The organism is Wenzhouxiangella sp. XN79A (assembly GCF_012272825.1).
Taxonomy (GTDB): domain Bacteria; phylum Pseudomonadota; class Gammaproteobacteria; order Xanthomonadales; family Wenzhouxiangellaceae.
In genome coordinates this window covers 43,062-57,269 of sequence record NZ_JAAWWS010000168.1, presented here as the reverse complement: position 1 = coordinate 57,269, position 14,208 = coordinate 43,062, and the positions used below count along the sequence as shown (strand labels likewise).

Sequence of the window (14,208 nt, the reverse complement as noted above, 5' to 3'; positions counted from 1 at the left end):
GATCACCCCGCCGTCGATTGAGCCCGTGTACTACGCCGCCGCCTGCCAGACCGACTTTCCCGCCCCGCGTCACCGCGACGAGATCGCTGCGCGGACCAGGCGCATGTGCGAGCTCGCCGAGCAGACTCTGGTCGGCTACGAACCGTTCTTCGACGTCCGTCTTCTGGCCTTTCCGGAGTTCGCCCACGCGGTGCCGATCCACGACGATCCGGCCAGGCTGCTGGCCGACCTGGCGGTCGAAGTGCCCAACGAGCACACCGAGGCCTACGCGAGGCTGGCGAAGAACTACGGCTGCTGGATCCAGACCGGCAGTTTTCTCGAGCGCGACGAGCGCTTCCCGGGCGCGGTGTTCAACACCACGGCGCTGGTCGGTCCCGCCGGCGTGCTGGCGAAATACCGCAAGCTCAATACCTGGATTCCGTGGGAAGTCCACACCAGTCCGCATGACCTGCCGGACTACCCCGACGAGATCTTTCCGGTCGTCGATACCGAGATCGGCAAGCTCGGCGTGGCGATCTGCTACGACTGGCTGTTCCCCGAGACGATCCGCGAGCTGGCCTTCCGCGGCGCCGAGGTGCTGATCCGGGTGTCGGCCTACATGGACCCCTGGGGCACCCAGCAGCCGATGGACTGGTGGACGCTGATCAATCGGACCCGGGCGCTGGAGAACACCGCCTACGTGCTGGCCGCCAACCAGGGCGCGCGGATGGAACACTACCCGCCGTTCTCGTGGCCCGGCGGCAGCATGGTGGTGGACTACGACGGCCGCATCCTGGCCCAGGTCGACCCGGGCCCGGGCGAGAAGGTGGTCGTCGCGCCGATCGACATCGATACGCTGCGCGCCGAGCGGCAGCGGCGGCGCGGGCACGACATGCGCAGCCACCTGCGCACCTCGGCCCATCGCTACATGAGCCGCGACTACCTGCAACCGAACGGCCCCGGCCCGATCTCGATCGACGGCCTGAACGAGCGCATCGCCGCCGGCCGGCGGAGCCTGGACGAGACCGACGACGAATGAGCCATCGAAACCGCCTCGCGGTGCTGGTCGCCGCCCTGATGCTGCTGGCCGGCTGCGCCGAGCGCACGCCGCCGATTTCCGACGCGGAGATTGCGCGCAACAACGAAGGCGTGGCGTTGATGGGGCAGTACCTCAACGAGGAGGCCCGCCAGCGCTTCGCCGCGCTGGCCGAGGCTCGTCCCGACTGGCACGAGGTCCGCGTCAACGAGGCCATCGCCACGCTGAATCGCCAGACCGAGGGCGACGAGCAGCGGGCGCTGGCGATGGCGCAGGAGGTCCTGGCCGCCGACCCCGGCAACGCCCGCGCGGCCTACGTCGCCGGATTGATGCACTTCTACCTCGGCGACGCCGAGGCCGCGCTGCCGCGCTTCGAGACCGTCCGCGCCGCCGCGCCCGGCGACGCCCACGTGGCCTATTTCACCGCCCAGGCGCTGGGCCAGCTCGGCCGCCACGACGAGGCGCTGGCGCTGTATCGCGAAGCGATGGACATCGATCCCTACCTGCGCAGCGCCTACTACGGCGCCGCGCTGACGCTGCGCCAGCTCGGCGACGCCGACGGCGCGCGCGCCATGCTCGAGGACTACCAGCGCTTCGCCAACAACCCGCGTGCGCACCTGGCCGAATTCCGTTACACCCGGATGGGGCCGCTGGCCGAGGCGCAGGCGGTCAGCCGAGTCGCCGGCGATGCCGCGCCGGTCGCGCCGGACGGGCCGCTGTTCGGCGAGCCGATCGACGCCGGCGACGGCGGCCCGGTCGGTCGGCCGGTCAGTCTGACCACGGCCGATATCGACGGAGACGGCGCGCAGGACCTGCTGCTGGCGGCCGGCAGCGGACAGGGCACGCGGGTGTGGCTGCAGCGCGACGGCCGCTTCGAATCGGTCGAGGATCACCCGCTGGCCGGGATCGAGGCGGTCGATGCGGCGGCGTGGGGGATTCCCGACGTGACCGAGAACCCGTCCGTCTACCTCTGTCGACAGGGCGAGAACCGGATGCTCCAGCGCATCGACGGCGCCTGGCAGGACGTCCGGGACGCAACGCTGGCCGACGCCGGTGCCTGCGCCGATGTCGCGGTTCTCGACGCCGATCACGACGGCGACCTGGACTGGTGGCTGGCCAACGCGGACGGCCCCAACGACCTGCTGTCGAACAACCTCGACGGCAGTTGGCGCAGCCTGGCGACCGAGGCCGAGCCCCTGCTGGCCGGCCCGGCGCGGGCTTCGTCGCAGCTGTTGGCCGCCGATGTGGACGGCGATGGCGACGTCGACTTGATCACGCTGCAGGCCCAGCCGCCGCACCAGGTGCTGGTCAACGATCGCTTGTGGCGGTATCGCGAAGTCGAAGGGTTCGAGGCCTTCCTGGCCCATCCGGTCACCGCGGTCGTCGCCGGTGATCCGCAGGCCGTCGGTCGAACCCGCCTGTTTTCCGTGGATTCGGCCGGGGACCTGCACGCCTGGTCGGCCGGTGACGACGACCGGTGGACGGCGACACTGCTGGTCGAGGACGTGAGTCGGGACCCGGCGCACGCAGCGCTGGCGCTGCAGGACTTCGACGGCGACGGGCGGCCCGATCTGCTGCTGCACGATGGCGACGGCTTCCGGGTGTTCGACCTGGGCGCCGAGGCCACGACGATGATTGCTCGTGTCGAGGCACCGCTGCGCGCGCTGGTCCCGGTCCTGCTGGATCCGGCCCGCGGTCCGGCGCTGGTCGGCCTGGTCGCCGACGGCGAACAGAACCGGCTGACCGTCTGGCCGGACGGACCGGGGCGACATGCGTTCCTTGCCATCGCCCCGAGCGGCCGGTCCGATGTCGCCGACGGGATGCGCTCCAATCCGTCGGGCATCGGCACCGAACTCCTGCTGCGGGTCGGCGATCGCTGGACCCGGGTCGACGCGTACGGAAACCATTCCGCACCGGGCCAGAGCCTGCAGCCGATTTCGCTGGGCCTGGGCGGCGCCGAGCGGGCCGACTTCGTCCGGCTGCGCTGGACCGACGGCGTGCTGCAGACCGAAATGGCGCTGGCCGGCGGCGAGCTGCACGCGATCGCCGAGTACCAGCGGCAGCTGTCGAGCTGTCCGGTGCTGTTCGCCTTCAACGGCGAACGCTTCGAGTTCGTCAGCGACGTGCTCGGCGTCGGCGGGATCGGCTTCTTCGTCGAACCCGGGGTCTACGCCGAGCCGCGGCCGTGGGAGTTCTTCCGTTTCCCCGACGGCACGATGGAGCCGATGGACGGGGCCTACCGGCTGAAGATCACCGAGCCGATGCAGGAAATCGCCTACATCGACACCGCCCGGCTCGACCTGTACGACCTGGCGCCGGGCTGGAACCTGGTGATGAACGAGCGGATGCCGACCGGCGAACCCGTGGCCGATGGCCGTCCGATCTTCTACCGCGAGGCCGCGTCGCTCGCGCCGATCCGGGCGACCAACGACCGCGGCGACGAGGTCGGCGGCGCGCTGGCGGCGGGCGACTTCGAGGCCGCCGACCCGGGCCGGCGCGACCCGCGCTTCCTCGGCCTGCTCGAGCGCGAGCACGTGCTGACGCTGGACTTCGGCGAGGTCATCAACCCGCCGGGAACGCGACCGGTGCTGAAGGCCTTCGGCTGGGTCGAGTATCCGTATTCGCAGACCGTGTTCGCCGCCTGGCAGGCCGGTGAGCGCTATCGCTCGCCGACGCTGGAGGCGCGCACGGCCGAAGGCTGGCAGGTGGTTCACCCGCAGTTCGGCTACCCGGCCGGCATGCCGCGCGAGATGGCGCTGCCGCTCGACGCACTGCCCGAGGGCACCACGGCACTGCGCCTGCGATCGAACCTGGAGATCTACTGGGACCGCATCGCGCTGGTCTATGCCGAGGAGCCGGGCGAGGCGCTGCTCGGCGTCCACCGGCTGGCCCCGGAGCGGGCCCGACTGGCCAAGACCGGCTTCGCCCGGCGCGACACGCTGGCCCAGCGCCGGCCGTTCTACGACTACCAGGACCGCGCGGCGTTCTGGGACACCGAGTACCCGACCGGCTACTACACCCGGCTCGGCCCGGTCGAGGCGCTGGTCGGCGAGGCCAACGATGCCTTCGCGCTGATCGGTCCCGGCGAGGAGCTGGACCTGGTCTACCCGGCGCCGCCGGTGGTCGACGGCGCGCGGCGGGTCGTGGTGCTCGACGTGCGCGGCTTCGCCAAGGACATGGACCTCTATACGGACACCGGCGGTCGGGTCGGCCCGCTGCCGTCGACGCCCGGGGTCGGCGACCCGGCGAAGCGCGACGCGCTGCATGCCGAGACGCTGACGCGCTTCAAGGGCGGCTATTGATGAGCGGACCGGCTGTCGCGACGCGGAAGCGGCCGAAGAAAGCGGTCGGCCCGCGCCTTCGCATCCTGCTGGTCGCGCTGCTGGTCGCCTTCGCACTGCTGGCGATCAACTCCGGCTACCTCGCGTCGGTCACGTTATCGGAATGGTGGACCGGCGAGACCTTCCAGGGCTACGCCTACCAGGTGATGTTCCTGTTCCACCTGGCCGTCGGGCTGCTGATCATCGTGCCGCTGCTGGTGTTCATGGGCATCCACGCCGCGCGCGCCTGGAAACGGCCGAACCGCCGCGCGGTCTACGCCGGGCTGGGGCTGATGGCGATCGTGCTGGTGCTGCTGGTCTCCGGGCTGCTGCTGGTCCGCTTCGACTTCTTCGCGATCAACGACCCGCTGGTCCGCAACGCGGCCTACTGGGCCCACGTGATCACGCCGCTGCTGGCGGTCTGGGCCTTCGTGCTGCACCGGCTGGCCGGCCCGAAGATCCGCTGGGGCATGGGGCTGAAGGTCGCCGGCGTCGGCGCCGTGTTCGTGGCCGCCATCGTCGTGCTCGAGACCCAGGACCCGCGCCAGTGGAACCGGCCCGGAGCCGAAGGCGAGGTCGACTTCACGCCGGCGCTGACCCGCTCGGCCACCGGCCGGCACATCCCGGCCGAGACCCTGATGATGGACGGCTACTGCCAGCAGTGCCATGTCGACGCCCACGCCCAGTGGAGCCAGAGCGTGCATCGCTTCTCGTCGTTCAACAACCCGGTCTACCTGTTCGCCGTGCGCAACACGCGCGAACGCTCGATGGAGATCGACGGCACGATGGACGCCGCGCGCTTCTGCGCCGGCTGCCACGACCCGGTTCCGCTGCTGTCCGGCGCCTTCGACGACCCGGACTACGACGACGTCAACGATCCGACCTCCCAGGCCGGCATCACCTGCACCGGCTGCCACGCGATCACCCACGTCAACAGCCCCAAGGGCAACGGCGACTTCACCATCGAGGAGCCGATCCACTACCCGTTCGCGCAGTCCGACAACGCGTTCCTGCAGTGGGTCAACGGCCAGTTGATCAAGGCCAATCCGGGCTTCCACCAGCGCACCTTCCTGAAGCCGTTCCACGAGTCGCCGGAATTCTGCGGGACCTGCCACAAGGTCAGCATCCCGGAGCAGCTGAACCAGTACAAGTGGTTGCGGGGCCAGAACCACTACGACTCGTTCCTGCTCAGCGGTGTGTCCGGTCACGGCGTGACCAGCTTCTACTATCCCCAGCAGGCCGAGCCGGGCTGCAACGGCTGCCACATGCCGCTGGTGGCGTCCGACGACTTTGCCGCCGATCGCAACGACGACAGCGGCCGGCTGACCGTCCACGACCACATGTTCCCCAGCGCCAATACCGCGATTCCGCACCTGCTGGGCCTCGACGAGGCGACCATCGAGGCGCACCGCGCGTTCCTCGACGGATCCGTGCGCGTCGACCTGGTCGCCCTGCGCGCCGACGGCGAGATCGACGGAAAACTGATCGGCCCGGTCCGGCCGAGCGTCCCGGCGCTGGAGCCGGGCCGGGCCTACCTGCTGCAGGCCGTGCTGAGGACGACGACGCTCGGTCACCTGTTCACCCAGGGCACGACCGACTCCAACGAGGTCTGGGTCGAGGTCGAGGTGCTGCACGAGGGCCGCCGGATCGGCCACAGCGGCGGGCTGGAGCCGGAGCGCCACGCGGTCGATCCGTGGACCCATTTCGTCAACGTCTACATGCTCGACCGGTTCGGCAACCGGATCGAGCGGCGCAATGCCGAGGACATCTTCACGCCGCTGTACAACCACCAGATCCCGCCGGGTGCGGCCGACGTCGTGCACTACCGGCTCGAGGTGCCCGAGGGCCTGACCGGGGAACTGGACGTGCGGATCCGGCTGAACTACCGCAAGTTCGATGCCACGATCATGGCCCACGTCTACGGCGACGACTACGTCAACGACCTGCCGATCAGTGTCATCGACGAGGACCGCGTGGTGTTCCCGATCGGCAGCGGACCCGACGCCGGCCGGGCCGTGGCGCCGCGCGACATTCCCGAGTGGCAGCGCTGGAACGATTACGGCATCGCGCTGCTGCGCAAGCCCGAGCGCCGCCAGTTGCGCCAGGCCGAGGAGGTCTTCGCCCGGGTCGAAGCGCTGGGCAACGCCAACGGACCGATGAATCTCGCCCGGGTCTACCTCGCCGAGGGCCGGCTCGACGAGGCGGCCGATGCGCTGGCGCGCGCCGGCGCGCACGAGAACCCGCCGCCGCCGTGGTCGCTGGCCTGGTTCTCCGGCCGGCTGCTGTTCGAGCGCGGACGGTTCGCCGAAGCCATCGAGCAGTTCACCGCGCTGGCGGAGACCCGGTTCAACGAAGCCCGACGGCGCGGCTTCGACTTCTCGCGGGACTACCGGCTGCTCAACCAGCTGGGCCTGACCTGGCTCGAAGTGGCCGGTCAGCAGGGCAACGAGGAAGACCGGCAGCTGGCGCTGGCCGAGGCGTCCCGCTGGTTCGAGGCCGCGCTGGTCCAGGACCCGGAGAACGCCGAGGCCCACTACAACCGGGCGCGCGCCCAGCGAGGCCTGGGCGATGTGGAGGCGGCGGACCGGCACGCCCAGGCGTACGAGAAATACCGCATCGACGACAACGCGCGCGACCGGGCCGTCGCCGCGGCCCGGCGCGCCGATCCGGCGGCCGATCACCTCGCCGACCCGGTCGTGATCCTCGACCTGCAGCGCGAGGGTCGCGCGATGTTTCCGCTGACCGCGCCGGAGGTCGGGCGGCGCCGCGCGCCGCGGGCCGAACCGGCCCTGGTCCAGGACGGCCGCTCGTCCGACGACGGAGTCTCCGGACCGTGACCGACCCACGGCGCGATTCCGATCCCGATGACGACGCGGTCCAGGACGACCGGGTCATCGGCATCGCCTTCCGGCGCTCGCTGATCGCGCTGGCGGCGATCGTCGCCGTCGCGCTGACCGCGTGGGCCGTGCTGACCTTGCGCACCGGCCGCGAGGATGCACCGGTCGAAGAATCGTCGCCGGACCTGGCCCGTCTGCTCGAGCGCGACGCGACCCCGGACGCCCCGCCGGCCCGTTACATCGACATCGCCGCCGAGGCCGGCATCGACTTCGTCCACGTCAACGGCGCGACCGGCGACCGGTTGCTGCCCGAAACCATGGGCGGCGGCGTGGCGGTGTTGGATTTCGACCTCGACGGCGATCCCGACCTGCTGTTCGTCAACTCCGGCCACTGGCCCGATGCCCCGGACGGGACCGCTGCGGTCGACACGCTGCGGCTGTACCGCAACGACGGCGGGCGGTTCGCCGAGGTGACGGCCGAAAGCGGGCTGGCCGGCGCCCACGGTTACGGCATGGGGGTCGCGGTCGGCGATGTCGACGGCGACGGCCGCGACGACGTGTTCCTGACCGCCGTCGGGCCCAATCGGCTGTTCCTGAACCGACCGGACGGCTTCGTCGAGGCCGGCGATGCGGCCGGCGTGGTCGGGGGCGAGACCGCCTGGAGCACCAGCGCCGGCTTCTTCGACGCCGACGCCGACGGCGACCTGGACCTGCTGGTGCTGAACTACGTCGAGTGGTCGCGCGCCATCGACTTCGAGGTCGACTACCGACTCACGGGCATCGGCCGCGCCTACGGCCCGCCGACCAACTTCGCCGGCACCCAGCCGTACTTCTACCGCAACCGCGGCGACGGGACCTTCGACGAGGTCGCCGAGGCCGCCGGCCTGCACGTGACCAACAGCGCGACCGGGACCGCCGTCGGCAAGGGCCTGGCGCTGATGCCGACCGATCTCGACGGCGACGGCGACCTGGACGTGGTCGTGGCCAACGACACGGTGCGCAACTTCGCCTACATCAACCGCGGCGACGGCACCTTCGAGGAGGCCGGCACGCTGCTCGGCCTGGGCTTCGACCGCAACGGTATGGCGACCGGCGCGATGGGCATCGACGCGGTCCGGCTCGACGATGCGCTGGCGATCGGCATCGGCAACTTCGCCAACGAAATGAGCTCGCTGTACGTGAGCCGCGACGGCACGACCTTCGCCGACGAGGCGATCGGCCGCGGCATCGGCGCGCCGTCGCGCGCGGCGCTGACCTTCGGCCTGTTCTTCTTCGACTACGACCTCGACGGCCGGCTGGACTTCATGCAGGCCAATGGACACGTCGAGAACGAGATCCACCGGGTCCAGGCCTCGCAGCGCTACGCCCAGTCGGCCCAGCTGTTCTGGAACTGCGGGCCGGACTGCCGGCCGCCGTTCGTGCAGGTTCCGGCCACGGCGATCGGTGACCTGGCGCGTCCGATCGTCGGTCGCGCGGCGGCCTACGCCGACTTCGACGGCGACGGCCGGCTGGAGCTGGTCCTGACCCAGATCGGCGGTGCGCCGTTGCTGCTCGACGGCGACCCGGCGCCCGAGGCCGGCTGGCTGCGGGTGTCGCTCGAGGGCCCGCCCGGCAACCCGCGCGGCATCGGCGCCGAGATCACGGTCACGATCGACGGGCGCGACCAGCAGCGCACGATCATGCCGACGCGCAGCTACCTGTCGCAGGTCGAGCCGGTGGCCAGCTTCGGGCTGGGCAATGCCGAGCGCGTCGATCGCATCCGGGTCCGCTGGCCGGACGGCCGGGTCGGTGAGCGGAGCGACGTCGCCGCCGACCGGACCATCACGCTCGTCCATCCGGGATCGGCATCGGCCTCCCCCTGAACCGGGTTCGCGGCCCGGACGCCGGGTCGATCTCGCGCCGGGCCGTGAACCGATCCGTCGTTTCGCCCGTCGTCTGAACGAGACCGGACCCGAGGCCGCCATGCGCGACGCCGAACACGACCTGCTCGTCCTCGACGCCCAGCGCGGCCGCCGCGCGGCGCTGGATGCGCTGGTGCGTCATCACCACGCCGACCTGGTCCGCTACGCGCACAGCCTGTGCCGGGAGCCGGCGATGGCGCGCGATGCGGTCCAGGATGCCTGGCTGACCGTGAGCCGGCGGCTGCGCCGGCTCGATGATCCGCGGGCGTTCCGCAGCTGGGTGTACCACGCGGTGCGCTGGCGCACGCTCGACGCGCTGCGCGGACGACAGCGCCGGGCCGAAACACCGTTGGACGGCGTGGACGCCGACGTGCTGGCCGGTCCGGACGACAGCGAGCGGCGCGAGCAGCGTCTGAGCATCCGGACGGCGCTGGACGCGCTGCCCGAACTCGAGCGCGAGACCCTCGAGCTGTTCTATCGCCGGGGCCTGGCGGTGCGCGAGATCGCGCACGTCCAGGACGTCCCGGCAGGCACCGTCAAGTCGCGGTTGTTCCGCGCGCGGCGGCAACTGCAACAGACCCTGGAAGGAGAATGACCATGAACGTCGATGACAGGATCCGCGAAGAACTGGTGCGGCGCGACGAAGCGCTGGGCGATCTCGGCACGGCCGAGCACGGCGTGTTCGGCGCCCTGTACCGGGTGTTCACCGGCACCTGGCGCCGCTGGGCGGCGTTCGCGATGCTGCTCACGCTGGCCCTGTTCGGGATCACGCTGTGGAGCGGCTTCGAGTTCTTCACCGCCGCCAGCGTCGACGACCGCGTGTTCTGGGGCGTGATCGCGCTGGCCGCGTCCAGTGGGCTCAGCGCGCTGAAGCTCTGGTTCTTCCTCGAGATGAACCTGGAGCGCGATCGCAACTGGACGGCGCGCGAGTTCAAGCGCCTCGAGCTGGCGCTGACCCGCGACCCGGGCCGCGCGCGGGACTGAGCCCGGCTTCGATCACCGTCAGAGCGCGTCGCGCAGCGCCTCGCAGACCCGGTCCTGGTCGTCCTCGGCCAGGTCCGGATACAGCGGCAGCGCCAGGCCGCGATCGCCGATGGACTCGGTGACCGGCAGGGCATGGCGCAGCTTCGTCCGGTCGTACGGCGAGAGTCGATGGGCCGGCTCGAAGTAGATGCCGGTCTCGATGCCGCGCTCGGCCAGCCGGCTCCGGACCCGGTCGCGGGCGGACCGGTCCGGCACCCGGATCGGAAAGGTGAACCAGCTGATCGTGCAGTCGGCGCCGGCCGGTGCCGGCAGTTCCAGCCCGGCGCACCCGTCCAGCCGCTCGAGGTAGCGCAACGCCACGCGCTCGCGGTCGGCCAGCGACGAGGCCAGCCGGGCCACCTGGATGCGGCCGACCGCGGCCTGCAGCTCCGACAGCCGCGTGCTCAGACCGGGCCGGGTCGGGTGGCGGGTGCCGGTCGCCGGATCCAGGCCCTGGTTGCGCAGCTGCCGGCAGCGGGTGGCCAGCTCGGTGTCGTCGAGCGTGATCACGCCGCCTTCGCCGGTCGCGATCGGCTTGTTCGGATAGAAGCCGAAGGTGCCGGCCTCGCCGAGGCCGCCGACCGGCCGCCCGCGCCAGCGCGCGCCGATCGCCTCGCAGGCGTCCTCGACGATCGCCAGGCCGGCCGGTTCGGTACTGGCCCGGATCGCGTCCATCGGCGCCGGGCGACCGAACAGGTGGACGACCAGCACCGCGCGGGTTCGCTCGGTGATGGCTTCGGCCAGGCGGGCCGGGTCGAGGTTCAGGCTGTCCGGCGCCACGTCGATCAGCACCGGCTCGGCGCCGGTCCGGGCAATTGCGTTGAGCGTCCCGATGAAGGTGTAGCTGACCGTGATCACCTCGTCGCCGGCCCCGATGCCGAGCGCTTCGAGCGCGATCTGCAGCGCGCTGGTGCCGGAATTGACGCCGACCGCGCTCCGGGTGCCGGCCACCCGGGCCAGGTCGGCCTCGAAGCCGGTCAGGGCCTCGCCGCGGCTGAGCACGCCCGAGCGAAGGGTTTCGGCCAGCGCCTGGAGTTCCTCGTCCCCCAGACGCGGCCGCGCGAGCCCGATGCGTGGCCTGCTCACTGGATGAACGCCGGCCGGTCGCCGTCGGCCAGGTCCAGCGCGCGCTTGATCCGCAGCCGGTCGTCGATCGGCGTCTCGGCCAGCACCTGCGCGATCAGCGCGCCGGCCGTGCCGTCGCCGTAGGGATTGCTCATGCCGGCCAGACCGGCCCGGAACGCCGGGTCCAGCGCGTGTTGGATCGCGGCCCGGATCGATGCGGCCTCGCCGGGGCAGTCGATGATGTTGGCGGCCCGCTCGCGTTTTTCCTGGCGCATGCCGATATTCACGCAGGGCAGGGCCAGCGACGGCGTTTCCATGATGCCGCTGGAGGAATTGCCGAGCAGCGCGGCGGCGTGCGTCAACAGTGCCCAGTAGTCGAGGTGGGCGAGGTTGGTCACCAGTCGTCGATCCGGTCGATCGCCGCAGAAGTCGCGGGTGGCCGCGACGATCCGGGCGTAGCCGGCATCGGCGTTCGGGTAGCAGAACACGATCGGTCGATCGACGGGTTCGAGTGCTTCGAGCAGCGCGCGGGCGTCGGCGGTCTCGTCGGCGGCCAGCGTGACCGGATGCATCGCGACGACCAGCGGCGCGGGGTCCAGCGGCAGGGCCAGCCGCTGTTCCAGGCCGGCCCGGTCGGGCAGGGTGCTGCGAACCAGGTGGTCCAGCGACGGCGCGCCGCTGACGTGAACCCGCCAGTCGGCCTCGCCCATCGCCAGCACCCGCCGGCGCGCGGTCGCGGTCGGTACGAAGTGAAGGTGCGCCATCTTGGTCAGTGCATTGCGTACCGCGTCGTCGATCGCGCCCTCGCTGACGTCGCCGCCCTCGATGTGGGCGATCGGAATCCTCAGCGCCAGCGCGACCGCCGCCGGGGCCAGCATCTCGTAGCGATCGGCGATCAGCAGCAGCAGGTCGGGCCGCAGCCGGCCGAACAGGTCGGCCAGCGACAGCACGCCGACGCCGATGGTCTTGGCCATGCCGACGTCGCTGTCGGAATCGAGCAGGCATTCCGGCGCGGCCTCCAGCGTGAAACCGTCGGCCTCGAAGGCCTCCACGGTGTGGCCGAAGCCGGGCGACAGGTGCGCGCCGGTGGCGACGATGCGCAGATCGACTTCCGGGCGTTCCTCGAGCGCGCGGAGTACCCAGTAGAGGTGCCCGTAGTCGGCGCGCGAGCTGCTGACCACGGCGATCCGGCGTCGTGCGGTCGGTTCGGGCTGGGCGGGCGTGGGGTTCGGCAAGGCGGTTCCGGGGCCGGGTGGGGCGTGTGATCGACTGCACGATTGTCCGGTATCCTGTCCGATGTCTGGTGAACATCGAGCCCGTCCTGTCATGCCCTCCCGTTTCTCGGCCGCCGTGCTGGTCCTGTCGCTGTCCTCGGGGGTCGCCGCGACTGCTGCGGCCGAGGACTGGTTCATCGACGTCACCGAGTCGGCGGGCGTGGACTTCGAGTACCTCAACGGCGCCGAGGGCCGATTCTGGTTTCCGGAGATCATGGGCGGCGGTGCGGCGCTGCTGGACTACGACGGCGACGGCCGGATGGACCTGTACCTGGTCCAGGGCGGCCGCTTCGCGCCCGACGTCGGGCCGACCGAACGGACCCGCGGCGACCGGCTCTACCGCAACGTCACCGAACCGGGCGGAGCGATCCGCTTCGTCGACGTCACCGAGGCCAGCGGCATCGATGCACGCGGCTACGGCCAGGGTGTGGCGGTTGCCGACTACGATGCTGACGGCGACCCGGATCTCTACCTGCTCAACGTCGGCGACAACCAGCTGTGGCGCAACGACGGCGGCGGCCGGTTCACCGACGTGACCGCGGAGGCCGGCGTCAACGACCCGCGCTGGAGCGTCAGCGCGAGCTTCGCCGACGTGACCGGCGACGGCCGGCTCGACCTGTTCGTCGTCAACTACGTCGACTGGAGCTTCGATTCGCACCGCGACTGTCGCGCCGCCGGCAGCAGCCGGCTCGACTACTGCTCGCCATCGGCCTATCCGCCGGCCGCCGATTCGCTGTTCGTCAACAACGGCGACGGCACGTTCCGCGACCGGTCCGGCCCGGTCGGCCTGCTCGACGATCCGCAGCCCGGGCTCGGCGTGGTGGCGGCCGATTTCAACGACGACGGGCGGGTGGATCTCTACGTGGCCAATGACGGGGAGCCGAACCATTACTGGCTGAACCAGGGCAGCGAACACGGCGTGCCGCGCTTCATCGAGGACGCCTTCCTGGCCGGCAACGCGGTCAACGGCGGCGGATCGGCCGAAGCCAGCATGGGCGTGGATGCCGGCGATTTCGACAACGACGGCGCGATCGACCTGTTCATGACCCACCTGATCCGCGAGACCAACACGCTGTACCGCAACGACGGCTCGGGCTGGTTCACCGACGTCACCGCGCAGCGCGGCCTCGGCGCGCCCAGCCTGCCGCGGACCGGCTTCGGCACCGCGTTCGCCGACCTCGACCGCGATGGCGGGCTGGATCTCTATGTCGCCAACGGTGCGGTCGTGCTGGAAAGCGCGCTGGCCGAGGCCGGCGACCCGTGGCCGTATCATCAGCCCGACCAGCTGTTCGTGCTGCGCGACGGCGACTACATCGACCTCAGCGCGGGCGCCGGAGCGGCGTTGCAGGCCTCGCACACCGGGCGCGGCGCGGCGTTCGGCGACCTCGACAACGACGGGCGGATCGACGTGGTGGTCGCCAACAATCGCGGCCGGCCGCAGCTGCTCCGGAACGTCACGCCCGATGAGCCGCACTGGATCGGCATCGAACTGCGCGGACCCGATGGCCAGCTCGACGTCCTGCCGGCCCGGGTCGAGCGGATCGGCCCGGACGGCGCGGTGGCGGCAACGGTTCGGGCACGCACCGACGGATCCTACGCCTCGGCCAACGATCCCCGGGCGGTCCTCGGACTCGGTCCGGCCAACGCGCCGGTGACCCTGCAGGTGCGCTGGCCGAACGGTCAGCGGGAACGGTTTGCCGATCTCGAGGTCGATCGCTACCATGTCCTGATCCGGGGTCAGGGCGTTCCCGAACCATCCTCCGACGAGTGATT

At 71.2% G+C, this 14,208-nt stretch carries 9 protein-coding genes; 7 read left to right on the top strand and 2 right to left on the bottom strand.

What is annotated here, in order from left to right:
- Positions 1-25 precede the first annotated feature (25 nt).
- From HFP89_RS15240 to HFP89_RS15215, 6 genes are all read left to right on the top strand, one after another.
- Positions 26-1,018: a nitrilase-related carbon-nitrogen hydrolase gene (locus HFP89_RS15240; RefSeq protein WP_206212408.1), complete on the top strand. Its 993-nt coding sequence runs from the start codon at positions 26-28 to the stop codon at positions 1,016-1,018.
- Positions 1,015-4,317 carry a tetratricopeptide repeat protein gene (locus HFP89_RS15235; protein WP_168718534.1) on the top strand — a complete coding sequence of 1,101 codons (3,303 nt, stop codon included), beginning with the start codon at positions 1,015-1,017 and terminating at the stop codon, positions 4,315-4,317. The genes HFP89_RS15240 and HFP89_RS15235 overlap by 4 nt, the downstream gene beginning before the upstream one ends.
- Positions 4,317-7,172: a multiheme c-type cytochrome gene (locus HFP89_RS15230; RefSeq protein ID WP_168718533.1), complete on the top strand. Its 2,856-nt coding sequence runs from the start codon at positions 4,317-4,319 to the stop codon at positions 7,170-7,172. The genes HFP89_RS15235 and HFP89_RS15230 overlap by 1 nt, the downstream gene beginning before the upstream one ends.
- Positions 7,169-9,034 (top strand): FG-GAP-like repeat-containing protein, encoded by a 1,866-nt coding sequence (locus HFP89_RS15225; RefSeq protein WP_168718532.1) that lies wholly within the window; start codon positions 7,169-7,171, stop codon positions 9,032-9,034. The genes HFP89_RS15230 and HFP89_RS15225 overlap by 4 nt, the downstream gene beginning before the upstream one ends.
- A gap of 100 nt (positions 9,035-9,134) precedes the next feature.
- Positions 9,135-9,668: a sigma-70 family RNA polymerase sigma factor gene (locus HFP89_RS15220; RefSeq protein ID WP_168718531.1), complete on the top strand. Its 534-nt coding sequence runs from the start codon at positions 9,135-9,137 to the stop codon at positions 9,666-9,668.
- A 2-nt stretch (positions 9,669-9,670) separates the two neighbouring features.
- Positions 9,671-10,057 (top strand): DUF6768 family protein, encoded by a 387-nt coding sequence (locus tag HFP89_RS15215; protein WP_168718530.1) that lies wholly within the window; start codon positions 9,671-9,673, stop codon positions 10,055-10,057.
- Between the two features lie 18 nt (positions 10,058-10,075).
- Here HFP89_RS15215 and HFP89_RS15210 read toward each other — a convergent pair whose 3' ends face one another.
- Positions 10,076-11,182 carry a DegT/DnrJ/EryC1/StrS family aminotransferase gene (locus HFP89_RS15210; protein WP_168718529.1) on the bottom strand — a complete coding sequence of 369 codons (1,107 nt, stop codon included), beginning with the start codon at positions 11,180-11,182 and terminating at the stop codon, positions 10,076-10,078.
- Positions 11,179-12,396, bottom strand: coding sequence for a UDP-N-acetylglucosamine 2-epimerase (gene neuC / locus HFP89_RS15205; RefSeq protein WP_168718528.1), 1,218 nt, complete (start codon positions 12,394-12,396; stop codon positions 11,179-11,181). Before neuC ends, HFP89_RS15210 begins: the two co-directional genes overlap by 4 nt.
- Positions 12,397-12,487: 91 nt before the next feature.
- Between neuC and HFP89_RS15200 the strand changes: the two genes are divergently transcribed.
- Positions 12,488-14,206, top strand: coding sequence for a CRTAC1 family protein (locus HFP89_RS15200; RefSeq protein WP_168718527.1), 1,719 nt, complete (start codon positions 12,488-12,490; stop codon positions 14,204-14,206).
- Positions 14,207-14,208: the final 2 nt, after the last annotated feature.